Source organism: Brevundimonas sp. ZS04 (assembly GCF_001956865.1).
Taxonomy (GTDB): Bacteria; Pseudomonadota; Alphaproteobacteria; order Caulobacterales; family Caulobacteraceae; genus Brevundimonas; species Brevundimonas diminuta.
In genome coordinates, this window is sequence record NZ_MTHE01000004.1 from 149,979 (window position 1) to 174,493 (window position 24,515).

Consider the following 24,515-nt stretch of genomic DNA (forward strand, 5'->3'; position numbering starts at 1 on the left):
GGGAGGCTTTCTTACCGGGTCTTGGTTTTCTGTTCGGCGATCCAGCGGTCCATGCGCGCGTCCAGCAGGGCCAGCGGCAGGGCGCCGTCGACCAGCAGGGCGTCGTGGAAGGTCCGCACGTCGAAGCGGTCGCCCAGCTCGCGCTCGGCCTTTTGGCGGATTTCGCGCAGGCGGATCTCGCCGATCTTATAGGCGGTGGCTTGGCCGGGATCGCCGATGTAGCGCTGCAGTTCGGTCTCGATGTTGTGCGGCGACAGGGCCGAGTTGTCGCGGAAGCAGGCGCGGGCCTGTTCCTCGCTCCAGCCCAGCCAGTGCAGGCCGGTGTCGGCCACCAGACGGCAGGCGCGCCACATCTCATAGCTGAGGCGGCCGAACCGCTCATAGGGCGTGCGATAGATGCCCATCTCCTCGCCCAGAAACTCGGAGTAGAGGCCCCAGCCTTCGCTGAAGGCCGTGACCGAGGCGTCGCGGCGGTAATAGGGCTGGTCGGCGGCTTCCTGCTGCAAGGCGACCTGCAGATGGTGGCCCGGCACGGCCTCGTGCACCGTCAGGGCGGGCAGTTCATACAGCGGCCGTTGGTCCAGCTTGCCGGTGTTGACGATGTAGCCCCCGGCCACGCCCGTCGCCATCGAGCCTGAGTTGTAACGGCCGGTGGTGTAGGTCTCTTCCATCTCGACCGGCACCGGACGCACGCCGTAGGGCAGGCGCGGCAGGGTGGAGAACAGGGACGGCAGACGGTCGTCGGCGCGCTTGGCGATCTCCGACGCCTTCTCCAGCAGTTCCTCGCGGGTCTTGGCGTAGAATTGCGGGTCGGTGCGCAGGAAGGTCAGGAAGCCGGCGAAGTCGCCGGTCCAGCCGGCCGCGCGCATTTCCGTCTCCATGCGGGCGCGGATGCGGGCGACTTCCTGCTGGCCGATCTCGTGCACCTGATCGGGCGTCAGGTCGGTGGTGGTGTGGCTGCGGACCAGGAAGGCGTAGAGGTCGCGGCCGCCGGGGCGGTGGACCAGGCCCGGCTCCTGCGGGGCCTTGGGCGCGTATTCGTCGCGCAGCAGGTCGCGCCAGGCGGTGCGGCGAGCGGTGATCGGCCCCTCGACCAGGGTGCGGGCGCGGGTACGGAACTGCTCCTGCTGGGCGGCGGGGATGGAGGCGGGCAGGGCGCTGAACGGACGCAGCAGGACGTCGCCCGCCGCGCCCGGTTTCAGGTCGCGCTCGGCCTGGGCCAGGGCGCTGTCGACCACTGACCGAGCCTGGATCAGGCCGGTCTCCAGCCCGCGTCGGGTGTTGGCGATCCCTGCGTCGTAATAGGCGGGCGCGGCCTCCAGCCGCTTCAGCCAGGCCTCGGCGTCGGCGGCCGTGGCGATGCGCGCAGCGGGCGCCAGATAGGCCAGAAGCTGGCCGGGGCCGCCTTCGGAATCAAAGGCCAGACGCGACGGGTCCAGTTCGATCCGCTCCAGCTCGCGCCCGATCAGATAGCCGACGAAGGCGTGGTTCAGGCGCTGGGCTTCGTCCAGCGCGGCCGGGTCGATGGCGTCCAGCCGCGCCTTCAGGGCGTTCAGCGGAGCGCGGCGGGCCAGTTCGCCCGCACGGCTGGCGTCGGGCAGGCGCGACAGGGCGGCGCGGTCGCCGTCCATGCCCGAACCGATGGGGTCGATCTGGCGCAGATAGGCTTCGTAATCGACCAGCAAGGCGTCCAGCGCGGCGGCGGCCGACGACTGGCCTTGAACGACGGCGGCCTGGGCAGGCAGGGCGGCGGCGCCCGCAAGGCCCGACAGGCCGATACCGGCGGCGAGAAGAAGATGACGCATGAACTAAAGCCCTCCCAAGAACTGGCGGGGAGGGGAGCGGACCGCGCCGCTGCGGTCAAGCCTTCAGCGGCACAACGCCAGGAAACGCGCCGCGCGGCCTTCCGAACCCGGTTGGGCGGCCATCATCGCGCGCTGGTCCCCGTTCCACACCGCCAGCCAGCCGACGCGGCGAAAACGCAGGAAGACGGGGTGGGAGGCGGGCGCCGTGGCGACCAGGTGGACGCCGTCGTGCATGTCGGCCGCCTCGACGCGCGCGGGAAAGGTTTCGGTGTCGCCGCCCGACTCCAAGGTGATGGCGCGACGGTTCGGCGCCTGATCGGCGGCCAGGGACAGGCCGATCTTGCCCGAGCCGGGCGCGCACATGAGGCTGAGCGGAACGTCGTCGGACTGGGCCAGGCCATAGGACAGGCGCGGCTCGTCGGGGTCTTCGTTCAGGAACCAGTCGTAGCCGGCGACGGGCAAGGGCGCGCCGGTCGTGTTCAGCGGGGCGATGCTGGGAGCGCAGGCGCCCAGAGCTGCGGTCAAAGCTGCGCTCATGGTGATGAAGGCGGCGGCGGTCAGCCAGCGGGCAGGGCGCATCCTCGTCCTTATCCGGTGCACAGTTCAGCGAAGCGGCGCAGCTTGGACAGATTCGCCCGATCGATCTTGATGGCGGTCGTCTGATCGCCGAGGGCGAGGGTCAGGCGGCCGGAGGCCAAGAAGGCGGCGAAGACGGGATGGTCGGCGCGCAGCGTCGCCTCCAGCCGTCCGCGTCGCGCGCGGGCCTCGACCTCGGCCGAGGCGCCGCCGGAGCGGATGACGGCGAAGCCGTCGGCGCCGGGCGCGTCATGGAAGGCCAGGCGAACGACGCTGGAGCCGGGCGCGCATTCCAGGGTGGTGCGCAGGCGCGGCGTGTCGGGAATCTCATTGGCCAGGACCAGGGGACCGTCGCCGCTGTAGAGGGTCCAGGTCCAGCTCTCGGACGGGCGGGCGGACCGGGCGGGCGATGCGGCCTGGGGCCGCTCTGCGGGCGGATGCGCCCCGGTCTGAGGGGCCGTCTGCACGGCCAAGGAGAGCAACGTGGCCTGAACCAGGCCGAGCATTGAGGTCATGTTTCAGCCCCCGCTGAGGAAGACGGGGGACTGTGGTCAGGCATGTCCCGAAGCGCAATAGCTAAGAAAGCCTTGGACCATTCGCCGCTCAGCGCGGGTGGCGGTCAGCTGGCGGTCCCCGGCCTCGGTCTGGACCGCCATGCGGCCGCCGCGCGCCAGGCCGGTCAGGGCCGCGTCGCCGAGCGGCAGACGCGTCTCGAAGGCCTCGCCGTTCGACAGCGGGTCGATGGGCTGAGGTTCGTGCGAGGCCAGGATCAGCCCCGCGCTGCGCGGCTGGACGTCGCCGTAGACCACGGCGACGCCGTCGCCCGGCGCGCAGGTCAGCATCAGAGCCAGTTGGTCCGAATCCGGCAGGCCATAGGCCAGTTTGGCCATCGTCCCCTCGTGCAGCATATGCCAGCCGGGAACGGCCTCGCCGCCGCTGCGGGACGAGGACGGAGAATAGGTCGCCGCATGGGCCGCGACGGCGGCCAGGCCCACGGCGGCCAGGATGGGAAAGACGGTTTTACGCATGACAAGTCCACTCGCGTTCGACAGATCAAACGCGGGTCGCTTGTTAACGGTTCACGGCTCCGCTGGATCGCGCGCGATTCAGTGATGCGGTGCGGCCGGAATCACACGTTTCGGTGAACGCGGGTCAGAAGGGGCTGAAGCGTTCGACCAGGGACTGGGCGGCGGGCGTCGCCTGCATCCGGCTGATGTCGCCGCGCCCGCCGTAGCTGATGCGCGCCTCGGCGATCTGGCTGTGGCGGATGGTGTTGGCGCTGGAGATGTCCTCGGGCCGGACGATGCCCGCCACGGTCAGCTCGCGCACCTCGCGGTTGGTGCGCACTTCTTGCCGACCTTGGATGACCAGGTTGCCGTTGGGCATGACGGCGGTGACGACGGCGGCGACCGTCAGGTTGACCCGTTCCGAGCGGTTGACGCTGCCCGAGCCGTTGGCGTTCACCGCCCCTTCGGTGCCGATCATGTTCGCCGGATCGAAGCCGCCGGGGAAGGCGCGGCCCAGGCTGTTCTCCAGGCCGAAGAAGTTGGTGACGCCGCCCGAGGCGCTGTTGGTGCGGTTGCGCTGGGTGGTGTTCTGGGTCTGGGCGCGATCGTTGATGTCGATGGCGACGGTCAGGATGTCGCCGACGCGGCGCGCCCGCTGGTCGCCGAAGAAGCTGCGCGCCCCGGTGCGCCACAGGCTGTTGGCGCTGGCCGAGGTCGGCTCGGGCAGATAGGCCTGCTCGACCGGGACCAGGGCGGCCGGATAGCCGATGGGGGCCAGCTCCGGCCCCTTCACCGCTTCGATGGCGGTGGAGCAGGCGGCCAGGCTGAGGGCGGACAAGGACAGGGCGGCGACGGTGATGGGGCGCATGATGGAACTCTCGCTCAACGGGCGGCGAACTGTTGCGGGTTGCGGCGGGCGATCTGGGCGGCGGGACCGGCGACGGCCCGGCCAGGGGCCACGGCCACGGCGTCGAAGGTGCGGTTGGACTGGAGGTTCAGGATCGGCACGGCCTCGCCCGCCGAGGCGTTACGGGTGGCCTTGCCGGTGACGGTCAGTTCGACGCCGTCGTTGATATAGGCGACCTCGACCATGTCGTTGCGGGCGATGACCTGGGGCGAGGCCAGGTCGCGCGGACCGACGGGCGAGCCGGCGCGCAGGGCGCGCTTGGCTTGGAGACCGATCACCGCCTCGGCGTCCTGCGGGCCGCCTGCGGGGGCCAGATGTGACTGGACCGAGGCCCAGACCACGTCCTCGGGCTGGATCATGTCGCCGGCGGCCAGGCTGCGGGCGTAGGTCAGAACCTCGACGCTAGATCCCGCTCGGGCGGGCGCGCCGACGCTGGCGGCGGCGGGGCGGGCCGAGGCTTCGGCTGGCAGGGCCCCGCCAGAAAGGGCGCCGCCTTCGCGCACCACGATGCGGCGCAGGCCGGTAGGATTGCTCCACTCCAGCCCGGCGCGGCGCGCGGCGATCTGGACCTGCGAGGCCTCCAGCACGGCGGTGGCGCCGGCGCGGCGGCCGACCACGACGTTCGAGGCTGCGCCCGCGTCGTCGAACAGCTCGCCCAGGGTGATGCGGCCGTCGTCGTCGACCGGATCGGGCAGCAGATTGACCGGCCCGGCCAAGGCTTGGGTGGCGAGCGCGGGGGCGGCGAATGCGGCGACGGCGGCGGCGAGGATCAGGGCGCGCTTCATGGCTCAGACCTTTCCTTCAGCTCTTCACCTGGGCCGAGACGGACAGCATTTCGTCGGCGGTGGTGATGACCTTGGAGTTCATCTCATAGGCGCGCTGGGCCACGATCAGGGCGGTGATCTCGCTGACCGCGTCGACGTTCGACGCCTCGGTGTAGTGTTGCAGCAGATTGCCGTAGCCGACGTCGCCGGGCGCTCCGACCGTGGCCGGGCCCGAGGCCGCCGTCTCCAGCAGCAGGTTGTCGCCGATGGCTTCCAGCCCCGCCTCGTTGAAGAAGGTGGCCAGTTCCAGCTGGCCCACGACCTGAGGCTCGGTCTGGCCGGCGGTGGTGACCTGAACCTGGCCCGACTTGGAGATGGAGACGTCCAGGGCGTCCTGCGGAATGGCGATGGCCGGCTCGACCGCATAGCCGTCGTCAGTCACAAGCTGGCCTTCGCCGTTGACGGTGAAGTTGCCCGCGCGGGTATAGGCCAGCTCGCCCGAGGGCAGGGTGATCTGGAAGTAGCCCTTGCCCTGGATGGCGATGTCGTAGGTGTTGCCGGTGCGGTTGGGGCTGCCCTGTTCGGTGATGCGATAGACGCTGCCCGCCTTGACGCCCGAGCCGATCTGGATGCCGGTCGGCACCACGGTGCCCTGCGACGAGGACTGGGCCCCCATGCGCTCGACGTTCTGGTACAGCAGATCCTGGAACTCGGCCCGCTGACGCTTGAAGCCGACCGTGTTCATGTTGGCGATGTTGTTGGAGATGACCTCCACGTTCAGCTGCTGGGCGGCCATGCCGGTGGCGGCGGTGCGAAGCGCGCGCATGTCTCAGCTCTCCCTTACGAAACCCGGCCCAGCCGCTCGACGGAGCGGCGTGACAGGTCGTTGGCGTTTTCGATCATCTTGGTGACGCGCTCATAGGCGCGGCTGATCTCGATGAGGTTGGTGATTTCCACGAGGGTGTTGACGTTCGACCCTTCCAGCATCCCCTGGCGGACCTGGGCGTCGGTCGCATCCATCGGCTGGGCGTTGGAGGCGTTGCGGTACAGGCCGTCGCCGGACTTCTGCAGCACCGACAGGGCGTCGAAGCGCACCACGGTCAGGCGGCCGACCGGCTGGCCTTCCTGGCTGATCGTGCCGTCGGCGCCGACGCTGGCGGGGCCGCGCTGCGGGTCCAGAACGATCTCGGCGCCGTCGGCCAAGACCGGCAGGCCCTGCTTGGTCGTCAGCCGCCCTTCGGGATCGGTCACGAAGGCGCCGTCGCGGGTATAGGCGGGACCGCTCGGCGTCTGCACGGTGAAGAAGGCGCCTTCGCCCTCGATGCCGAAGTCCAGCTCGCGGCCGGTCTGCTTCAGCGTTCCCTGGCCGAAATCGCGGCCCACGCCCTTGTCCAGCACGAAGCTGGCCGAGGGGCGGATATTGTCGTTGCGGGCGCGCTGGCCCACTTCGGTCCCGACCATCAGCTGTTCGACCTTGAAGCCGGTGGTGTCGGCGTTGGCGACGTTGTTGGCCACGATGTCCAGCTCGCGGCGAAGCGTCATCTGGCGCGACAGTCCGATATAGGCGGCGTTTTCCACGAGCGGGCTCCTTTCGCCGTTTCCCGTCGCAACGACCGTGCCAACAGGGTTAACGCCCGTGGAATGGGGATTTGAGCGGTTTTCGCTCCTGCGGCGCCCGGCAGGATTTGCCGATCGTAAACGCCTCGTTAACCAAAACAGGGCCACACCCGGCATGTGAGGATCGGGGCGGCTTACGCATGCTGAAACTGAAGCTGGGCAAGAAGAAGAGCGAAGCGCCGACCGGCGACGACGCGAACCTGCCCGCCGTGAGCGACGGCGCGCCCGGCGCCGAGGGCGAGGACGGCGAAGCCGCGCCCGCCAAGAAGAAGATCCCCCTGCTGTTCATCATCATCCCGGCGGCCCTGGTGGTGCTGGGCGGCGGCGGGGCGACGGCCTTCCTGCTGATGAAGCCTAAATCCGCCGAGGCGGCGGGCGATCATGCCGCTCCGGCCAAGGAAGAGAAGAAAGAGAAGAAGGAAGGCGGCGGCCACGGGGGCGGCGCCAAGGAAGGCGAGGCGGCCGAGGGCGCGGGCAAGATCGCGGCCGGCCCCGACGGCGTGACCTTCTACACCCTGCCGGACATGATCGTGAACATTCAGTCGGCCGACGGACGCCCGACCTATCTGAAGCTGCGCCTGACGCTGGAGATGAAGGACGCCGCCGTCGCCTCGCATCTTCAGGCTGAGGCGCCGCGCATGCAGGACATGTTCCAGGGCTTCCTGCGCGAACTGCGCCCCGAGGATCTGGCCGGGTCGGCCGGGTCGTATCAGCTGCGCGCCGAGATCCTGCGCCGGGTCAATCTGATCGCCGCGCCGGGCAAGGTGGACGCCGTGCTGATCGAAGAAATGCTGGTCCAGTAGTCATGACCGACGCCCTGGTCCCCGAGACGGAACTGGACCCCTTCGGCGGAGAGGTCGATCTGGGCGCAGCCCTGTCCGAGCGGGTGCTGAACCAGGACGAGATCGACAGCCTGCTGGGCTTCGACATGGGCGGCGGCGACGACGCCGAGCGCAGCGGCATCCGCGCCATCATCAACTCGGCCCTGGTCTCCTACGAGCGCCTGCCGATGCTCGAGATCGTCTTCGACCGCCTGGTGCGGCTGATGACGACCAGCCTTCGCAACTTCACCTCCGACAACGTCGAGGTCAGCCTCGACACCATCAGCTCCATCCGCTTCGGCGACTATCTGAACTCCATTCCGCTGCCGGCCATCCTGGCGGTGTTCCGGGCCGAGGAGCTGGACAACTACGGCCTGCTGACGGTCGATTCCAACCTGATCTATTCGATCGTGGACGTGCTGCTGGGCGGGCGTCGCGGCACGGCGGCCCTGCGCATCGAGGGGCGGCCCTACACCACCATCGAGCGGGTGCTGGTGCAGCGCATGGTCGAGGTCATCCTGAACGACGCCCGCCAGGCGTTCGAGCCGCTGACCCCCGTTCACTTCAACCTGGATCGGTTGGAGACCAACCCTCGCTTCGCCGCCATCGCGCGCCCGGCCAACGCCGCCATCCTGGTCAAGCTGCGCATCGACATGGAAGATCGCGGCGGCCGGGTCGAGCTGCTGCTGCCCTATTCGACGCTGGAGCCGATCCGCAAGATGCTGCTGCAGCAGTTCATGGGCGAGAAGTTCGGCCGCGACAACATCTGGGAAGGCCACCTGGCCACCGAACTCTGGACCACGGAAACCGAGGTGCGCTGCGTGCTGGACGAGCAGCAGATGCCCCTGTCCAAGGTGCTGGACCTGAAGGTCGGCGACACCCTGATGCTGAACGTCACGCCTGAGTCCGAAGTGTCGGTGCGGGCGGGCTCCATTCCGCTGACCACCGGCCGCATGGGCCGCAAGGGGCAGCACATCGCCGTCCGCGTCGAAGGCCCCATCAGCACCGACGCCGCCGCCCGCCTCGCCAGGGAGAACAGCTGACATGACCGGCATCATCCTCGACTCCATCCTCATGCTGCTGCTGGTCGCGGCCATCGGCTACGGCATCAAGCTGGAGCGCAAGCTCAAGACCCTGCGCGAGGGGCAGTTGGCCTTCGCCGCCGCCGTGACCGAGCTGAACAGCGCCGCCGGGCGCGCCGAACAGGCGCTGGCCACCCTGCGCGCCTCGGGGCAGGAGACGGACCTGCTGCACGACCGCATCATCAAGGCCCGCGCGGTTAAGCAGGAGCTGGAGGTGCTGATCGCCCGCGCGCCTGCCCGCCCGGCCGAGAGCCGCATCGAGACGCGCGAGGACGAGCGTCGCGCCGCCGCCAAGGCCCTGGCCGACATGGAGCCGATGATGGAGGTCGAGCGCGAGACCGTCCGCGCCTCGTCGGTCGCCCCCTTGCTGGACGACGAGGCGCGCGCGCGCCGCATGGCCTCGCTGATGGAGCGCATCGAGGGCGCCCGCGCGGTCATGAAGGCGCCGTCGCCGAAGCCCGCGCCTGTCCCCGAGCGCGCCTCGCCGGTGATGCAGGCCCTGGCCGCTAACCATGCTGCGCAACAGAGCCTAAACCGCGCCCGCCGTAGTCTGGACGACGACCTTTTCGCCGCCTGATGTCAGCCCCTATGTCCGAGGCGCGGCCTCGGACGACTTGAGGGGCCAAGTGTTTTCCCTGCCCGGCGCGTGGCGCCGAACCGTTCGCTGAGTTTGACCGATGAGCAAGCTGCCCCGCCTTCTGCCCCTGATCGCCGTCGCCATCGGCGGCGTCGTGGCCGTGCGCGCCGCGGGCGTGGCGCCGGAGCTGTTCCAGGGCGCGACCGCCTGGGCCCAGGAAGCGGTCGCCGGAGAAGGCGAGGGGGCCAAGCCCGCGCCCAAGCCCGCCGCCGTCTGCGCCCTGACGCCCGAGCAGTTGGCCCAGCAGGCGGGGATCTCTCCGGCTGAACTGCGGATCATCCAGTCGCTGTCGAAGCGTCGCGACCAGTTGGACGCGCGCGACGCCGACTTCGCCACCACCCTGCCGCTGATGGTGGCCGCCGAGCAGAAGCTGGACGCCAAGCTGCAGGCGCTGGAGGCCCTCAAGGGCGAAATCAGCGCCCTGGTCGGCCAGGTCGATGAGAAGGAAAAGGCCGAGGCTGATCGTCTGGTCGCCGTCTATTCCGCCATGCGGCCCAAGGAGGCGGCGGCCGTCTTCGCCACCCTGGACGACAGCGTGCGCCTGCCGGTGGCCTCGGCCATGCGCCCGCGCACCCTGGCCGCCATCATGGCCCAGATGCAGCCCGCCGCCGCGCGCGAACTGACCGAAAAGCTGGCCAAGCGCTTCCAGGCCCAGCAGTACGCCGCCCGCGCCGCCGCCGCTTCGGCTCCGACTGAGGCTGCGACCGCGCCCGCCCCGGCGCCCGCCGCTCAACCGGCGGCTCAGCCGGCCGCCGCGCCCGCGCCGACCCGCGCCGCTCAGCAGACGGCGCCGCGCCGCGCGCCGACGCCCGCCGCCAACCGCCCCGCCGCTCGGCCGGCCGCCCAGCCTGCGGCCAAGGCCCCTGCGCCCGCCGAGACCGGCCCGCGCCCCTACGCCCCGGCTGCCGCCGACGCCCCAGCCCCCGCCCGTCAGTCGGTGCAATAGGCGACGGTTGTCGCACAGGCCTTGCGCGGCTATTCAGCCTGCTTCGATTTTTCGCGAGACCTTTCCATGTCCGACGCCCTGCCTGACCGCCTCTCGGTCGATCCTGACAGCCCCTTCCACGACGCCGAACTTCTGGCGCGCGGCGTGGGCATCCGCTTCAAGGGCGAGGAAAAGACCAACGTCGAGGAATACTGCGTCTCGGAAGGCTGGGTCCGTCTGGCCGTCGGCAACCGCGTCGACCGTCGCGGCAAGGCCCTGACCGTCAAGCTGCAAGGCCCGGTCGAGCCCTTCATCAAGGGCGAGTGATTTCGAGCCTTTGATTTCGGCCCAGCGGCGAAGCTGAGACTTTCGGTCGCAGTCTTCGCCCGCTAGGGTCCGCGCCTGTCGTTTGAGTCTGGGAGGCGCTCTTGTCGTTCACTATCCGTCTGATGGCCGCCAGCGCTGTGGCGCTCGGCCTTGTCGCCGCGCCGGTCATGGCGCAGGACGCCCGCGCCATCCGCGCCGCCGAACAGGTGCGCGATCAGGCGCTGAAGGGCAATATCGCCCTCGACTACGTCACCCAGATCACCACCCGCTTCGGCCCGCGCCCGGCGGGCTCGCGCGCCGAGCAGGACGCCTCCGCCTGGGCCGCCGACTACATGCGCGCCCACGGCTTCCAGAACGTCCGCATCGAACAATTTCCCCTGATCGGCTGGGAGCGCGGCGAGGAGAGCGCCGAGATTCTGGGCGCACGTCCTCAGAAGCTGGTCGTGGCGGCGCTGGGCCACTCCATTCCCACGCCGGCCGAGGGCGTTGAGGCCGAGGTCGTCTTCTTCGACGGTCTGGACGCCTTGCTGGCCGCGCCTGCCGGATCGCTGACCGGTAAGATCGCCGTGGTCGACGGCGGCCAGATGGTGCGGATGCAGGACGGCTCGGGCTATGGCCCTCTGTCGCGCATTCGCGGCGTCGGCCCGACCGAGGCGGCCAAGCGCGGCGCGGTCGCCTTCGTCATGCGCTCGGCCGGATCGGACGAACACCGCATGCCGCACACCGGCACCACCCGCTATGTCGAGGGCAAGGTGCCGCTGCCCGCCTTTGCGCTCAGCGCGCCGGACGCCGATCAGATCGCGCGGCTGGTGGGCATGGGCGAGACGGTGCGCCTGCGCCTGAAGTCCACCGCCCACACCTATGAGACCCACAGTCAGAACGTGATGGGCGACATCGTCGGGGCCTCGCGCCCGGATGAGATCATCGTCCTGGGCTCGCACATGGACAGCTGGGATCTGGGCACCGGCGCCATCGACGACGCGGCGGGGGGCGCCATCACCCTGGCCGCGGCCAAGCTGATCGCCGAGCAGGGCCGTCCGGCGCGCACGATCCGCGTGGTGCTGTACGGCTCCGAAGAGGTCGCCCAGCCGACCGACCACGGCAACGGCGGCGGCGCCTATGTCCGCAACATCGGCGCGGGCGTCGAGAAGCACGTCATCGCCGGCGAGAGCGACTTCGGCGCCGACCGCGTCTACGCCCTGGGCCTGCCGCCCGGCTCGCAGAATACGGACTTCGCCAAGATTGCCGAGCGCGTCCTGCGTCCGCTGGGCGTGCTGTCGGGCGAGGCCGAGCTGTTCGGCGGCGTCGACATCGGCCCCCTGGCGCGCGCGGGCGTTCCGGTCTTCGGCCTGCGTCAGGACGGCACGCGCTATTTCGACCTGCACCACACCGCCGACGACACCCTGGACAAGATCGACCCGGCCCAGATGACCCAGAACGTCGCCGCCTGGGCGGCCCTGGTGCGCCTGATCGCCGATTCCGACGTGGACTTCCGGGCCGCGCGCGCGGCGCAGGCGTCGACGCGTTAAGGCGCGTCTTGGCGGGATTGAGCGGGCTGGTTATACAGCCCGTCCGGTTAGCGGGCGTGGCGAAACTGGTAGACGCAACGGACTTAAAATCCGTCGGGCGAAAGCCCTTGCCGGTTCGACCCCGGCCGCCCGCACCAGCCGTTCTGACGATCGCCTTCAGGTCTGCGGCGACAGCCGCTCCAGCCATGACATCAACCCGCGCGGTTCGACGACGGGCGAGCGCCATAGATCGCCGCCGCGCGCGCGTTGTCGTCCGGCCTCGAACAGTCGCTGCATCGTCGCCGTGTCGAAGCTCAGCATCCCGCCCTGCTCGGGCTCGTCCGGGATGGCCGCGACGCTGATGGGCAGGCCCTGCGCCGCGCAGAAGGTCGTGGCGACGCCCAGCGCCTGACGATAGGAGAACCGCAGCATGGCGTCGAAGCTGCGGGTCAGCACCGCCGCGACGTTCTGGGCCGTGGTGCGCGACTCCGGCTCCAGCACGGTGTTGACCAGGATATGCACCCGGCTGCGCTGCAGGCGCCGTCCGACCCGCTTCCAGCGCAACAGGGCCTCAGGCATCAGGAACAGCGGCGCGGCGACCCCGCCGTCGACGTGCATCTCCTCGAACGGCTCGCCGTCGACCTCGCACGGGAAACGACGCGGCGGAAACAGGCCGGGCAGGCTGGCGGAGGCGGCCAGAACCTCGCGGAACAGGGCGACCGCCTCCTCGCCGCCGTGGCAGGCGATCGTCCCCATGTCCCAGATGCAGGCCTTCTGGCTGTCCAGGTCCGTCGTCGCCACCAGCAGGCGACGCCCCCGGCGATGCTCGGTCGCGACGGCGTCGATCAGCGCCTCGTCGACGAAGGGGTGGATCAGGGCGTCCAGCGCCTCGCCCTGGAACAGGCTGCCGGTCAGGGTCGAGGCCAGCCGCCGCAGGCTCAGCAGGTCGGCCGCATGGCCGCCGGTATAGGCGTCGGCCAGCCGCTCGTCCCAGGCCGGTCCCAGGAAGGCGAAGGGCGCGATCAGGGCGCCGGTGCTGACGCCCGTGACCAGGGCGAACTCAGGCCGCGTTCCCGCCTCGGTCAGTCCGACCAGGGCGCCCGCGCCATAGGCGCCGCCCGCCGCGCCGCCCGATACGGCCAGCATGTCGAAATGCCCCGACGACCAGCCGGAGCGGGGCAGGGACAGACGGTCCGCCGCCGCCTCCAGCGACGTTTCCGCCTGCTCGACGCTCAGCCGGATATCCTCGAACCCCCGAATGCGCCCGCGGCCGGCCGGGGGCGCAGGCAGCCGTTTGCGCGGCAGAGGCAGGGACGACAAGGGGCGCGGATCAATCACGACGGTTTTCTCGGCTTTCGCGCGGCTTGGGTCAAATGCGGCGCCGCGGTTCCGCAGGGCGAAACTGCGCGGGCGTCCAGCTTAACTGTCTTGGCCTCGTCATGAGGGGGGCGTAGGTGTCGCACACTGATTGTTCCGCCAGGTGAGCCGTTTCATGTTTCGTAGCCGACTTCTCGCTTCCGCCCTGGGTCTGAGCCTCTGCCTGGGCGCGGCTGCGCCCGCGGCGTTCGCCCAGACGGCTCAGACTGCGGCTCAGACTGCGGCTCCGGCGGCCCAGGACGGCCGCGCCGCCCCGTCCCTGATCGTCACCGTGGTGGTCGATCAACTCAGCGCCAATCTGTTCAACCAGTACCGCAGCCAGTTCACCGGCGGGCTGAAGACCCTGGCCGATCAGGGCATGGTCTCGATCAACGGCTATCAGACCCACGGGGTGACCGTGACCTGCGCCGGCCACTCGACCGTCCTGACCGGGGCCCATCCGGCGCGCAGCGGCATTCCCGCCAACGACTGGCTGGACACGACGACGGGCCAGGAGACCTATTGCCTGGCTGCGCCGCAGAACACCCTGGCCCACGGCAAGAACACTGATAACGGCCCGGTCGGTCCGGAACAGTTGAGCGCCTCGACCCTGGGCGACTGGCTGAAGGCGGTCAGCCCTGAAAGCCGCGTCTACGGCGTGTCGGGCAAGGATCGCGGCGCCATCACCCTGGCTGGGCACAAGGGCGACGGCGCCTTCTGGCTGACCGACAACTTCGGCTTCACCACCTATGTCGAGCCGGGCCAGTCGGCCCAGGCGCGCCTGGCCCCGGTGGCGGCCCTGAACGCCCGCATGATCGACCGTTTCACGCGACAGGCGCCCAGCTGGACCTATTCCAACGCCGCCTGCCGCCGCCTGGAAGGGCAGTGGACCATTGCGGGCCAGACCTTCGACTCCAAGGTGCCGCCGGCCAACTTCCGCCTCGACAACTCGCCGATCCTGGACGAGCTGACCATCGAAGGGGCGATCGAGCTGATGGACAGCCGGCAGTTGGGTCGTCGCGGCGTCACGGACATGCTGGGCGTCAGCCTGTCGGCCACCGACCGCATCGGCCACAGCTACGGCACCCAGGGGCCCGAGATGTGCGAGCAGATGCTGCGCCTCGACACGGCCCTGGGCGTGCTGATGGACAAGCTGTCGACCATCCCCGGCGGCGCCATCGTCGTTCTGACGGCCGACCACGGCGGTTCGGACTTCCCCGAGCGCTCGGCGGTCGAGGGCTATCCTCACGCCGGCCGGGTGGATCGCGCCCTGCAGCCGCGCGTCAACGCCGCGCTGAAGGCCCGCTTCGGCCTGGACGCCGATCCTGTGGTGTCGTCGGCTGGCGGTTTCGTCATCGTCGACAAGGATCGCAAGTCCCTGCCGGAGCCGCTGCGGTCTCAGGTGCTGGCCGCCGCGATCGAACTGCTGAACGCCGAGCCGCAGGTCGCCCTGGCCGTGGCCCGCGACGAATTGCTGGCCGAGCCTGTGCCGAACTCGATCAACCCCGAAGACCTGAATGTGCGCGAGCGCCTGCGTCTGTCGGCGGTGGCGGGCCGCTCGCCCGACATCCTGCGCGCCTGGCAGCCGGGCCTGACCGGCCAGGGCCGCGTCGGCGGCGCCATCTCCAGCCATGGCTCGCCCTGGGACTATGACCGCCGCGTGCCCATCGTCTTCTGGTGGCCGGGCGCCGAAGGGCAGGAGCGGTTCCTGCCGATGCGCACCATCGACATCGCGCCGACCCTGGCCAATCTGATCGGCGTCCAGCCTGACGGCCCGATCGACGGCCGCTGCATGGACCTGCCCCAGTTCGCCAAGGGCCGCTGCCCTACGAAGTAGGCGGCGCGAAACAGGCTGCGCGGGCCGTCATAAACTCGTGTTTCGACGCGGTGCGACGGCCTTACGCCTTCCGCGTTTCCTTGGCACAAGGGCTTGAGAAACGCCTCTGAGGGGAGGCGTCAGGCCGTCAGAGCCGCAAGAGGAAACCTGTTCATGCAGAGAGCCCGCCGCGCGCGCATCGTCGCGACACTCGGACCCGCCAGCCGTGCGCCGGGAACGGTCAAGGCGCTGGCCCAGGCCGGGGTGGACGTCTTTCGCCTGAACTTCAGCCACGGCTCGCACGACGACCACGCCGCCGCCCTCAAGGCCGTGCGCGGGGCCGAAATGGCGCTGAAGCGGCCGCTGGGCGTATTGGCCGACCTGCAGGGGCCCAAGCTGAGGCTGGGCCGCTTCGCCGATGTCGAGATCGAGGTGAAGCCGGGCCACCAGATGCGCTTCGATCTGAACCCGGCGCTGGGCGACGAGACGCGGGTGCAGATGCCGCATCCGGAAATCTTCAAGGCGCTGCGGCCCGGCATGCTGCTGCTGCTGGACGACGGCCGGGTGCGGCTGCGCGTGGGCGAGCGCACCGACGAATGGTGCGACGTCACGGTCGAGAGCGGCTCCAAGCTGTCGGACCGCAAGGGGGTGGCCGTGCCCGAGGCGGTCATTCCGGTCTCGGCCCTGACGCCCAAGGACCGCGAGGATCTGGCCTTCGCGCTTCGCCTCGGCGTCGACTGGGTGGCCCTCAGTTTCGTGCAGAAGGCCGAGGACATGGCCGAGCTGAAGCAGATCGTCGACGGCCAGGCCGCCTGTCTGGCCAAGATCGAAAAGCCCCAGGCCCTGAACGATCTCGAGAGCATCCTTGACTACTGCGACGGCGTCATGGTCGCGCGCGGCGATCTGGGCGTCGAGATGGACCCCGAGGAAGTGCCGGTCGCCCAGAAGAAGATCCTGCGCGCCGCCCGCCAGCGGGGCGTCCCCGCCATCGTCGCGACGCAGATGCTGGAATCCATGACCAGCGCTCCGGCCCCGACCCGCGCCGAGGCGTCCGACGTGGCCAACGCCGTCTATGAGGGCGCCGACGCCCTGATGCTGTCAGCCGAGACGGCGGCGGGCGACTATCCGCTGGAAGCCGTGACCATCATGAACCGCATCATGGAGCGGGTGGAGCGCGATCCCCTGTGGCCCGGCCTGATGGACGCCGAACACGCGGGCATGGACATTCACGACGTCGACGCCCTGGTCGCGGCTGCGCGCAAGGCGGCCGAGGCCTCCTCGACCGCCTGCATGGTGGTGTTCACCACCCTGGGCGGCACGGCGCGGCGAATGTCGCGCGAGCGGCCGTTGCAGCCGGTTCTGGCCTTGACGCCCAAGCCCGAGACGGCGCGCCGCCTGGCCCTGGTCTGGGGGCTGGAGCCGCGCCTGGGCGAACAGCCGACCTCGCTGGAAGGCCTGACCGACGATGCGGTCGAGGCCGCCATGCTCTACGGCCTGGCCGAGCCGGGTCAGCGCATCCTGATCCTGGCCGGAACGCCCTTCGGCGCGCCGGGGGCCGCGAATCTGTTGCGTCTGGCCCATGCTCCGGCCCATGCTGCCCCCCGGCAACATGGGGCGAAGCGCGCCCGCAAAACCTGACGGGGCGGAATGATCAAATACATCGGCTCAAAGCGTGCGCTTCTGGGCCAGGTGATCGGCGCGGTGCGCGCGGCTCAGCCGCAGGGCGGGACGGTCTGCGACCTGTTCTCCGGCACCGCGCGCGTGGGCCATGCGCTGAAGCGCGAGGGCTATCGCGTCTGGTCCAATGATCACAACGCCTATGCCCATGCGCTCGCCACCGCCTATGTCCAGGCCGACCGCGAGGTCTGGGCCGAACGGGCTGAGGCGGTGCTGGCCGAACTGCGCGCCGTGGCGCCCGCACCCGGCTGGTTCACCCGCACCTATTGTGAGGAAGCCCGCTTCTTCCACCCCGACAACGGCGCCCGCATCGACGCCATGCGCGAGCGGATCGAGGTCATGGGACTGGAGCCGGAGCTGAAGGCCGTCGTCCTGGTCGCCCTGATGGAGGCGGCCGACCGGGTGGACTCCACGGCGGGTCTGCAGATGGCCTTCATGAAGCAGTGGGCGCCGCGCGCGCTGAAGCCGCTTGAGCTGCGCCTGCCGGACCTGCTGCCCGGCGTGGCGGCGGGCTCGTGCGTGGCGACGCACGGCGACGCGGTCGAGATCGCCGCCGAGGTCGAGGCCGACCTCGTCTATCTGGACCCGCCCTATAACCAGCACTCCTACCTCGGCAACTACCACTGCTGGGAAAGCCTGGTGCTGTGGGACAAGCCCGAGACCTATGGCGTGGCGCGCAAGCGGGTCGACGTGAAGACGCGCAAGTCGGCCTTCAACAGCCGGCCGGGCATCGGCCCCGCCCTGCAGACCGTCATCGAGCGGCTGAGGGCGCCGAACCTGATCGTCAGCTTCAACGACGAGGGCTATCTGAGCCGCGACGAGCTGACAGCGATGTTGTCGGCGCGCGGCCATGTGCAGGTGGTCGAGATTCCGCGCCCCCGCTACGTCGGCGCCCGTATCGGCATCCATAACCTGAAGGGCCAGAAGGTCGGCTCGGTCGGGCGGCTGAGGAATGTGGAATATCTATTCGTGGTCACGGATCGGCCGATCGAACTGCCGGTCGCCGCCTGACGGGAACGAAAGCCGGGCGCACGCCGTTTGTGCCGTATGCGTACGCTTTCCAGTCTTCCTCCCCCCGCTTCCCGCTTTGACGCCCGTGGTTTTGACGCTGCGCGTTTCGACGCCCAGCGGGAGGCCGCGCGTCCGGTCCGCCCGTCGCCTCGGCGCGGGCGGGGGCTGGACAGCTGGACCATCCTGCTGATCGGTGCGATCGCGGCGGGCCTGATGGGAATGCTGCTGGGCGGCGCCCTGTCCGTCTGATTTTCGCTTAAGCGGCGTCCAGCAGGGCCTTGATCGGCGCCCAGCTGCGGCGGTGTTCGGGGCAGGGGCCCAACGTCTGCAGAGCCTTCTGGTGGATGGGGGCGTTATAGCCCTTGTGGCTGGCGAAGCCGTAACCCGGATAGGTCGCATCCATCTCGATCATCAGTCGATCACGCGCCGTCTTGGCCAGGATCGACGCCGCCGCGATCGACAGCGACCGGCTGTCGCCCTTGACCACGGGCGTCACCGCGCACGGCAGCTTGAAGCGGTAGTTGCCGTCCACCAGGGCGTGAACCGGCGCATGGGCCAGGGCCTCGACCGCGCGGCGCATGGCCAGGCCGGTGGCGTGCAGTATGTTCAGATCGTCGATCTCCTCTACCGAGGCGAAACCGACGCCCCAGGCCAGGGCGCGGCTCTTGATGAGCGGCTCCAGCGCCGCACGGCGCTTCTCCGTCAACGCCTTGGAGTCGTCGATGCCGGGCGGCAGATCGTCCGGGTTCAGGATCACCGCCGCCGCCGATACCGGCCCGGCCCACGGCCCGCGCCCGGCCTCATCCACCCCGCAGACATGACCGTTCCAGGTCGCGCGCGCCTCAAGCTCCAGCATCAGGGTGGGAAAGGGGCGGTCGGTCTTGGCGGTAGCGGTGCTGGCGAGCATCAGGCGTCAGTGCCACGAACCGGGGCATGGGGGAAGGCTGCAGCCTAGTCTACTTGTGTTGCGAGAAGCGGCTGTGCCGAGTTGCTGCTAAGGGTGGAAAGCGGACGCAAGGTGATCCAAGGTCGAGCCAGTGCAGAGGGCCAGCCCATGAACCGACTTACACAACTCATCCTCACAGGCGTCATCTCTGCTGAAGTGGCGGGCTGGCTAATGGTCGGAAGCATGTTCCAGTTCTACTCCGTGGGCTTTTCATCACGGTATGGGGTGTTCGTTCCAGTTGGAATGCTGGCACTCGTTGGAGCTGGAACAGGCTTCCTGATCTGGGCGATGACGCGCCCGTGTACACCCAAGCCGGCTGCCAGCTAGCCCTTCACACAGGGATGCAATGTCCGCGATGGGTCGTAGGCGGACAATCGCGAGTGTCCTGAAATCAGCCGTTGGCGGCGCCCATTTCACCCACCTCCCCATGCCGGAAGCACGTCGTCTGGTGGTCGTTCACCATGCCCACCGCCTGCATGAAGGCATAGGTGATCACCGGGCCGCAGAACTTGAAGCCGCGCGCCTTCAGGGCCTTGGCCATGGCGAGGCTTTCCGCGGTCTGGGTCGGGGCTTCGCGGAAATGGTCCCACTGGTTCACCAGCGGTTGGCCGCCGACGAAGGACCACAGCCAGGCTGAGAAATCCTCGCCGCTAACCCTCATGTCCAGCCAGATGCGGGCGCCGTTGACGGCGGCGTCGATCTTGGCGCGTGAGCGGATGATGCGCGGGTCGGCCAGCAGGCGCGCGCGGTCCGCCTCGCCGTACCGGGCGACGATCTCGGGGTCGAAGCCGTCGAAGGCCTCGCGCATCCCCTCGCGCTTTCTCAGGATGGTGATCCAGGCCAGCCCGGCCTGGAAGCCGTCCAGAACCAGCTTCTCCCACAGGGCGCGGGCGTCGTACTCGGGCACGCCCCATTCGCTGTCATGATAGGCGATGTAGAGCGGGTCCGTCGTCCCGCACCAGCCGCAGCGCCCTTCAGCCTTTTCGGATTCGGTCATGGCGCGATGTTGCTGGAATGTTCTGGCGGCGCAAGCGAAAAGGCCCGACGTTTCCGCCGGGCCTTCATGGGGTTGTGCGGAGCGTCCTACAGTCGCTCGACCGTGAAGCCGCGCGCGGTCAGCATGTCGATGACGCTGTCCTGATCCATCAGGTGAGCGGCGCCGACGGCGACGAAGGCCGTGCCTGAGCCCTTCATCATCGCCTCGATCTGGCGGGTCCAGTCGCTGTTGCGGTCGATCAGGGCGGCGCGGTGGATGTCTTCATGCACGTCGCGGGTGTTGGCGCGGTTTAGACGGCCCGTTTCGGCGATGTCGCCTTTCAGCCAGGCGGCGACGGTTTCATCCAGGTTAGCGACGACGCGGTCGGTGTTGCGGACAAAGTGGTTCAGGTAGGCCACCTGCGCCTCTTCGCTCATGCCTGCGATCAGGCGCACCTGGATGTCGGCGGTCTCGAAGCCGTGCAGCGCCTTGCCTTCCGACCGGGCGCGATCCATCAGCGTCTTGTCGACGCCCGCTTCGGATCGATAGCCGGCCTCGGTCGGGCCGGACATGGAGATCATGAAGGCCGCCAGCCAGGGGCGGTAGGCGTCCAGGGCGGCCGCGCTGGCGCCGTTCGCCTGGGCGACCTTGTCGAAGGCGGCGAAGTCCTCGGCCGACAGGACCGACGACAGGGGGCGGGACGGATCGACGCCGTGCTGCTGGATCACAGGCATGACTACGGCCTGATCGTCCTGGTCGGCGATCTCGACCCAGATGTCCGAGGCGCTGGCGAAGGCGGCGTCCACCTTGTCCGAGCCCCAGGCCGTGCCGGGTCGCAACAGATGGACCGTGCCGAACAGATAGACGGTGGAGTCCGCGTCCTTGACCACCCACAGCGGCGGGCCGGCGCCCTCGGCGCGGGGGATGGGAGCGACGGCGGGGGCGGGCGCGGCCTGTTCGGCGTGGGCGACGCCGGGCGCGGCGGCCAGGGCGGCGGAGGCGGCCAGCGCCGCCAAAAGGCCGGCGGCGAAGCGCGAGACATGGTTGGCCGATTGGCCCATGCGGCGTGCGAGGGTCATTGCAGTGTCCTTGGATTGTAGGGGGTTTCAGGCGTCGCCGAGCTCAGATGCGGGCGACGGAAGGCTCGTCAGCACAGGGGCTGGGAGCGGGAAGACGAGGCGTGAAGAGGGATCAGCGGGCGACGATCTGGGCGACGGCGGCCGCCGGGGTTTCGGCGGAGCGGCCGAAGGTCGGCACGGCCTGGACGGCCAGGCTGATCAGCAGGGCGCCGCAGACGCCCATGGCGAAGCCTGAGAAACGGTCGGCGGCGGTCGAGAACAGGTTGAACATGATGACGGTCCTTTGGATTTCGATGTGTCGATTGAGATGAGCAGGGCAGGCGGGGTCAGGCGATGAAGATGGCTTCGATCGGCTGGCCGAAGAGGCGGGCGATGCGGAAGGCCAGCGGCAGGGACGGGTCGTAGCGACCCTTCTCCAGCGCCTGGACGGTCTGGCGCGAGACGCCGAGGCGCTCGGCCAGATCGGCCTGGGTCCAGTCGCGCTCGGCGCGGAAGACCTTGAGGCGGTTGATGAAGGCGCTGGTCATCGGCGGGCGATCCACCAGCCGCACCAGGCGATCCCGTAGCCGACGGCCTGGGCGGCGAAGGCGGCGGCGACGCCCAGGGCGATCAGGGCCGCGTCGGTGTGCGGCGCGGCGGCGGGCAGCAGGTTCACCCCTGCGAGGGCGGCGATGACGACGGCCGCGCCGCCGCCGATGAAGCCCAGGTTGCCGCCCCACCACCAGGCCCATTTGTGGGCTTCCTTGGCGGCCTCATCCAGCGCGCGCCACCAGTAGAGGGTGTGCAGGGCCAGAAAGACGGCCAGCCCGGCGGCCAGGACGACGACGCCGATCGACGGCGCGCGGCCCCAGGCTTCAGGCCAGAACGGCGTGGCGGAGGCCGCGCTGACCCCGACCACGGTCAGGGCGCACAGGACGACGGTCAGGTCGTCCAACTTCTTCTTGTCGGCGGCGACGGCGCCGGCGGCGGTGGTGATTTCGGTGTTCATGACAAGCTCCCCTGTCGTGTTGACAAGTGAGCTTTACCAATGAGGTCGTGTTTTCGTCAAGCGACTTTTACATCGCGACAAGCAGATTTTCCGTTCTGTCGGATTTTCCCTTACAAATCAGGGATCCAGTCAGGCTTCTCGACCCGCACGGGGCGGCCCTCGACGGTCAGATCGCCGTCCATGCGGTCCAGCCGCATCAGGGCGATGGCGCGTCCCTCGGCGCCGGTCATGACTTCGCCGGCCCGCAGTTCGCCCTTCAGCACCTCGGCGCCGCGTTCGGGAGCGGGACCGTCGAAGGCGATGGCCATCATGCGGTTCTTGATCGTGCCGCGCCGCTTCATGCGCGAGGTCGTCTCCTGGCCGATGAAGCAGCCCTTGTGGAAGTCGATGCCGTTCAGCAGGTCGAAGTCCGCCTCGATCGGATAGGTCTTGTCCATCAGGGCGTCTTCGGTCGGATCGGGCACGCCCAGGGTCAGGCGATGCGCCTGCCAGTCGGCCTCGACCGCGTCGGTCTCGCTCTGATCGCCCCAGCGGCGGCCGCCCAGGCCGGGCAGGCGCGGGTCGGCGACGAAGCCCTGGGGAACATCCGCGCCCCAGCCGACGAAGACCGCGTCGGGGATGGGCATGACCTCGACCTGGGCGCGCAGCTTGTAGAGGCTCAGCCGCTGGACCAGAGCGTCGCGCCGTTCGGCCGCGACGTCCAGGACGACGCCGCCCTCTTCGCCCCAGATGAACAGGTCGAACAGCAGCCGTCCCGGCGGCGACAGCAGGGCGCCGAAGCGAAGCTCGCCCGGTTGCAATGTCTCCACATCCTGGGTCAGCAGATTGTGCAGGAAGGGGCGGGCGTCGGGGCCGCTGACGCGGATCAGGGCGCGACTATCAAGACGGGCGATGGACATAAGGCCAAGATAGGCAGGCGGGGCGCCGTCCTCCAGCCCGGCCGCCCTCCTTAAGTGGAGCAGACGCGAAAAAGGCTGCGGGACGTCTCCCGCAGCCTTTCGAAGGTCGGCGCCTGTCTGGCTTACCAGCGGCGGCCGTTGTGGTCGCGGCGCTCATAGCGGATCTTGGCCGACAGGGCGTCGTAGCGGCGATCCAGCTCCATGCGTTCGCGGCGGCTCAGGCCGTCGCGCTGATAGGCGCGCTCCAGCCGCACCAGGCTGTTCAGTTCGCTCTTCAGGCGGCTGGCCTCGCGGATGCTGAGCTGGCGGGTGTGGACGCCCTGGTCGATGCGGCGGTCCAGATTGTATTTGCGCTGGTGGATCGACCGCCAGCCGTCGTGGCGGCTCTCGTAGACCGGCGCGTGGCGATAGGATTGCGCGGCGGCGGGCAGGGCGGCGCCGAGGGCGACGGCGGCCGTCGTCGCGGCCAGGACGGGGATCATCAGGGTTTTGAACTTGGCCATGGTCGGGCTCCTTCATCTGGACGCAACCGATCGGCTGCGTTGACGCCAGATGACCCCGCCGCGCCTGAGCCGCGTCTGAACGGCGCGCTTCAGATAGGGTTCATCAGCGTGACATTGTGGTCATGCTGGGCGGTTCGCGTGTGAAACCGCGACGGAGATTCCATCCCTCGACGTTCCTCTTTGAACTGAACGCCGGTAGACTGCGCGTTCAGCCGCTGTTCAGAGGCCCTGGTTTAGACCGCGATCCATGATGCGTATTCGAGCCCTTCTTTTGGCCGGCCTGATCGCCCTCGTCCCGTTGACGGACGCGGCGGCTCAGTCGCGCGGCCGCGACCGGGATCGCGACGATGATCGCCGGGAGCAATTCCGCAGCTCATCCGGACCGAACTATCCGGGGCAAGGCCTGCGCGACATGCCGCGCGGCGACAGCGGCCCGCGCGCCAATCCCGGCGACGTGGCGCGCCGCGTCCAGTCGGGCCGTCCCGGCCGGATGCTGGGCGTGCAGGAACGCGGCGGCGACTATGTGGTGCGCTGGGAATATCCGGGCGGCCGCGTGTCGGACATCCAGGTTGACGGCCGCTCCGGCCGGGTTCGCGGGGACGACTGAATGCGGGTTCTGCTTGTCGAGGACGACGTCGATCTGTCGCGCCAGCTGAAGACCGCCCTGACCGACGCCGGATACGCCGTCGACCACGCCCCGGACGGCGAGGAAGCCTGGTTCCTGGGCGACACCGAACCCTATGACGTGGTGGTGCTGGACCTGGGCCTGCCCAAGATCGACGGCGTGTCGGTGCTGGAGCGCTGGCGACGCGAGGGCAAGGCGACGCCGGTGCTGATCCTGACGGCGCGCGGCGCCTGGTCGGACAAGGTGGCCGGCTTCGACGCCGGAGCCGACGACTATCTGACCAAGCCTTTCCATACGGAAGAACTGCTGGCGCGCCTGCGCGCCCTGCTGCGCCGCTCGGCCGGCCATGCGGCGGCGACGCTGAGCTGCGGCGGCCTGCGCCTGGACCCGCGCGCCGCGCGGGCCACGGTCAACGGCGAGCCTCTGCGCCTGACCAGTCTGGAGTATCGCCTGCTGCACTATCTGATGATGCACCAGGGGCGGGTCATCAGCCGGACTGAACTGGTCGAACACCTCTACGACCAGGATTTCGACCGCGATTCCAACACCATCGAGGTCTTCGTCGGCCGCCTGAGGAAGAAGATCGGGGCCGACCGTATCGAGACCGTGCGCGGCCTGGGCTATCGCCTGTCGCCGCTGGTCGGCGAGAGCGACGCGGCCTGA

29 protein-coding genes and 1 tRNA gene are annotated in these 24,515 nt (G+C 69.5%); 13 read left to right on the forward strand and 17 right to left on the reverse strand.

The window, feature by feature from the left end; all coding sequences use genetic code 11:
* Positions 1 to 11: 11 nt before the first annotated feature.
* The 8 genes from BJP32_RS07135 to flgF form a co-directional block, all read right to left on the reverse strand.
* Positions 12 to 1,805, reverse strand: coding sequence for a DUF885 family protein (locus tag BJP32_RS07135; RefSeq protein ID WP_046651711.1), 1,794 nt, complete (start codon positions 1,803 to 1,805; stop codon positions 12 to 14).
* A gap of 63 nt (positions 1,806 to 1,868) precedes the next feature.
* Positions 1,869 to 2,384, reverse strand: a complete 516-nt coding sequence (locus tag BJP32_RS07140; protein WP_046651710.1) for a hypothetical protein — start codon at positions 2,382 to 2,384, stop codon at positions 1,869 to 1,871.
* Between the two features lie 8 nt (positions 2,385 to 2,392).
* Positions 2,393 to 2,896 carry a hypothetical protein gene (locus BJP32_RS07145; protein WP_046651709.1) on the reverse strand — a complete coding sequence of 168 codons (504 nt, stop codon included), beginning with the start codon at positions 2,894 to 2,896 and terminating at the stop codon, positions 2,393 to 2,395.
* A 36-nt stretch (positions 2,897 to 2,932) separates the two neighbouring features.
* Positions 2,933 to 3,409, reverse strand: coding sequence for a hypothetical protein (locus tag BJP32_RS07150; protein WP_046651708.1), 477 nt, complete (start codon positions 3,407 to 3,409; stop codon positions 2,933 to 2,935).
* A 124-nt stretch (positions 3,410 to 3,533) separates the two neighbouring features.
* Entirely contained in the window at positions 3,534 to 4,259 is a 726-nt protein-coding gene (flgH, locus tag BJP32_RS07155; protein WP_046651863.1) for a flagellar basal body L-ring protein FlgH, read from the reverse strand.
* 11 nt (positions 4,260 to 4,270) lie between these two features.
* A complete protein-coding gene (gene flgA / locus BJP32_RS07160; protein WP_076223474.1) occupies positions 4,271 to 5,080 on the reverse strand; it encodes a flagellar basal body P-ring formation chaperone FlgA in 810 nt (269 codons plus the stop codon).
* Between the two features lie 16 nt (positions 5,081 to 5,096).
* Positions 5,097 to 5,885 (reverse strand): flagellar basal-body rod protein FlgG, encoded by a 789-nt coding sequence (gene flgG / locus BJP32_RS07165; protein ID WP_046651706.1) that lies wholly within the window; start codon positions 5,883 to 5,885, stop codon positions 5,097 to 5,099.
* A gap of 14 nt (positions 5,886 to 5,899) precedes the next feature.
* A complete protein-coding gene (flgF, locus tag BJP32_RS07170; RefSeq protein WP_003163664.1) occupies positions 5,900 to 6,637 on the reverse strand; it encodes a flagellar basal-body rod protein FlgF in 738 nt (245 codons plus the stop codon).
* Between the two features lie 179 nt (positions 6,638 to 6,816).
* Between flgF and BJP32_RS07175 the strand changes: the two genes are divergently transcribed.
* The 7 genes from BJP32_RS07175 (at position 6,817) to BJP32_RS07205 (ending at position 12,134) form a co-directional block, all read left to right on the forward strand.
* Positions 6,817 to 7,479: a flagellar basal body-associated FliL family protein gene (locus tag BJP32_RS07175; RefSeq protein ID WP_003163663.1), complete on the forward strand. Its 663-nt coding sequence runs from the start codon at positions 6,817 to 6,819 to the stop codon at positions 7,477 to 7,479.
* 2 nt (positions 7,480 to 7,481) lie between these two features.
* Positions 7,482 to 8,540 carry a flagellar motor switch protein FliM gene (fliM, locus tag BJP32_RS07180; protein ID WP_046651705.1) on the forward strand — a complete coding sequence of 353 codons (1,059 nt, stop codon included), beginning with the start codon at positions 7,482 to 7,484 and terminating at the stop codon, positions 8,538 to 8,540.
* 1 nt (position 8,541) lies between these two features.
* Positions 8,542 to 9,156 (forward strand): DUF6468 domain-containing protein, encoded by a 615-nt coding sequence (locus tag BJP32_RS07185; RefSeq protein WP_046651704.1) that lies wholly within the window; start codon positions 8,542 to 8,544, stop codon positions 9,154 to 9,156.
* A gap of 100 nt (positions 9,157 to 9,256) precedes the next feature.
* Positions 9,257 to 10,162 carry a MotE family protein gene (locus BJP32_RS07190; RefSeq protein ID WP_076223475.1) on the forward strand — a complete coding sequence of 302 codons (906 nt, stop codon included), beginning with the start codon at positions 9,257 to 9,259 and terminating at the stop codon, positions 10,160 to 10,162.
* A gap of 66 nt (positions 10,163 to 10,228) precedes the next feature.
* The gene (locus tag BJP32_RS07195; protein WP_024354808.1) at positions 10,229 to 10,468 is read left to right on the forward strand and encodes a DUF3297 family protein; all 240 of its coding nucleotides are present in this window, start codon (positions 10,229 to 10,231) and stop codon (positions 10,466 to 10,468) included.
* Between the two features lie 101 nt (positions 10,469 to 10,569).
* A complete protein-coding gene (locus BJP32_RS07200; RefSeq protein WP_326969449.1) occupies positions 10,570 to 11,997 on the forward strand; it encodes a M20/M25/M40 family metallo-hydrolase in 1,428 nt (475 codons plus the stop codon).
* 50 nt (positions 11,998 to 12,047) lie between these two features.
* Positions 12,048 to 12,134: transfer RNA gene (locus BJP32_RS07205), tRNA-Leu, on the forward strand.
* A gap of 19 nt (positions 12,135 to 12,153) precedes the next feature.
* Here BJP32_RS07205 and BJP32_RS07210 read toward each other — a convergent pair.
* On the reverse strand, positions 12,154 to 13,314 hold the full coding sequence (locus tag BJP32_RS07210) for a patatin-like phospholipase family protein (protein ID WP_076223476.1): 1,161 nt from the start codon (positions 13,312 to 13,314) through the stop codon (positions 12,154 to 12,156).
* A gap of 154 nt (positions 13,315 to 13,468) precedes the next feature.
* Here BJP32_RS07210 and BJP32_RS07215 point away from each other — a divergent pair, with 154 nt between their 5' ends.
* From BJP32_RS07215 to BJP32_RS07230, 4 genes are all read left to right on the forward strand, one after another.
* Positions 13,469 to 15,169, forward strand: coding sequence for an alkaline phosphatase family protein (locus BJP32_RS07215; RefSeq protein ID WP_076223559.1), 1,701 nt, complete (start codon positions 13,469 to 13,471; stop codon positions 15,167 to 15,169).
* A gap of 153 nt (positions 15,170 to 15,322) precedes the next feature.
* Positions 15,323 to 16,786: a pyruvate kinase gene (gene pyk / locus BJP32_RS07220; RefSeq protein WP_076223477.1), complete on the forward strand. Its 1,464-nt coding sequence runs from the start codon at positions 15,323 to 15,325 to the stop codon at positions 16,784 to 16,786.
* Between the two features lie 9 nt (positions 16,787 to 16,795).
* Positions 16,796 to 17,836: a DNA adenine methylase gene (locus BJP32_RS07225; RefSeq protein ID WP_076223478.1), complete on the forward strand. Its 1,041-nt coding sequence runs from the start codon at positions 16,796 to 16,798 to the stop codon at positions 17,834 to 17,836.
* 36 nt (positions 17,837 to 17,872) lie between these two features.
* Positions 17,873 to 18,085 (forward strand): hypothetical protein, encoded by a 213-nt coding sequence (locus BJP32_RS07230; RefSeq protein ID WP_046651700.1) that lies wholly within the window; start codon positions 17,873 to 17,875, stop codon positions 18,083 to 18,085.
* A 7-nt stretch (positions 18,086 to 18,092) separates the two neighbouring features.
* Here the strand turns inward: BJP32_RS07230 and BJP32_RS07235 are convergent, their stop codons facing one another.
* The 8 genes from BJP32_RS07235 to BJP32_RS07265 form a co-directional block, all read right to left on the reverse strand.
* Positions 18,093 to 18,743: a ribonuclease HII gene (locus tag BJP32_RS07235; protein ID WP_369822392.1), complete on the reverse strand. Its 651-nt coding sequence runs from the start codon at positions 18,741 to 18,743 to the stop codon at positions 18,093 to 18,095.
* Positions 18,744 to 19,173: 430 nt separating this feature from the next.
* Complete coding sequence (locus BJP32_RS07240; protein WP_046651699.1) at positions 19,174 to 19,779, reverse strand: DNA-3-methyladenine glycosylase I; 606 nt, start codon at positions 19,777 to 19,779, stop codon at positions 19,174 to 19,176.
* Between the two features lie 86 nt (positions 19,780 to 19,865).
* On the reverse strand, positions 19,866 to 20,837 hold the full coding sequence (locus tag BJP32_RS07245) for a TraB/GumN family protein (RefSeq protein WP_046651698.1): 972 nt from the start codon (positions 20,835 to 20,837) through the stop codon (positions 19,866 to 19,868).
* A 112-nt stretch (positions 20,838 to 20,949) separates the two neighbouring features.
* Positions 20,950 to 21,108 (reverse strand): hypothetical protein, encoded by a 159-nt coding sequence (locus BJP32_RS17330; protein WP_157683775.1) that lies wholly within the window; start codon positions 21,106 to 21,108, stop codon positions 20,950 to 20,952.
* A 55-nt stretch (positions 21,109 to 21,163) separates the two neighbouring features.
* Positions 21,164 to 21,364 (reverse strand): helix-turn-helix transcriptional regulator, encoded by a 201-nt coding sequence (locus BJP32_RS07250; RefSeq protein WP_046651697.1) that lies wholly within the window; start codon positions 21,362 to 21,364, stop codon positions 21,164 to 21,166.
* Positions 21,361 to 21,825: a hypothetical protein gene (locus BJP32_RS07255; RefSeq protein WP_052747931.1), complete on the reverse strand. Its 465-nt coding sequence runs from the start codon at positions 21,823 to 21,825 to the stop codon at positions 21,361 to 21,363. Before BJP32_RS07255 ends, BJP32_RS07250 begins: the two co-directional genes overlap by 4 nt.
* Positions 21,826 to 21,935: 110 nt before the next feature.
* Complete coding sequence (locus BJP32_RS07260; RefSeq protein WP_046651696.1) at positions 21,936 to 22,724, reverse strand: folate-binding protein YgfZ; 789 nt, start codon at positions 22,722 to 22,724, stop codon at positions 21,936 to 21,938.
* A 122-nt stretch (positions 22,725 to 22,846) separates the two neighbouring features.
* Positions 22,847 to 23,227, reverse strand: a complete 381-nt coding sequence (locus tag BJP32_RS07265; RefSeq protein WP_046651695.1) for a hypothetical protein — start codon at positions 23,225 to 23,227, stop codon at positions 22,847 to 22,849.
* Between the two features lie 247 nt (positions 23,228 to 23,474).
* On the opposite strand from BJP32_RS07265, the gene BJP32_RS07270 reads away from it, so the two are divergent.
* Together BJP32_RS07270 and BJP32_RS07275 are read left to right on the forward strand one after the other, a co-directional pair.
* Positions 23,475 to 23,834, forward strand: coding sequence for a hypothetical protein (locus tag BJP32_RS07270; protein WP_040344462.1), 360 nt, complete (start codon positions 23,475 to 23,477; stop codon positions 23,832 to 23,834).
* Entirely contained in the window at positions 23,835 to 24,515 is a 681-nt protein-coding gene (locus BJP32_RS07275; RefSeq protein WP_046651694.1) for a response regulator transcription factor, read from the forward strand.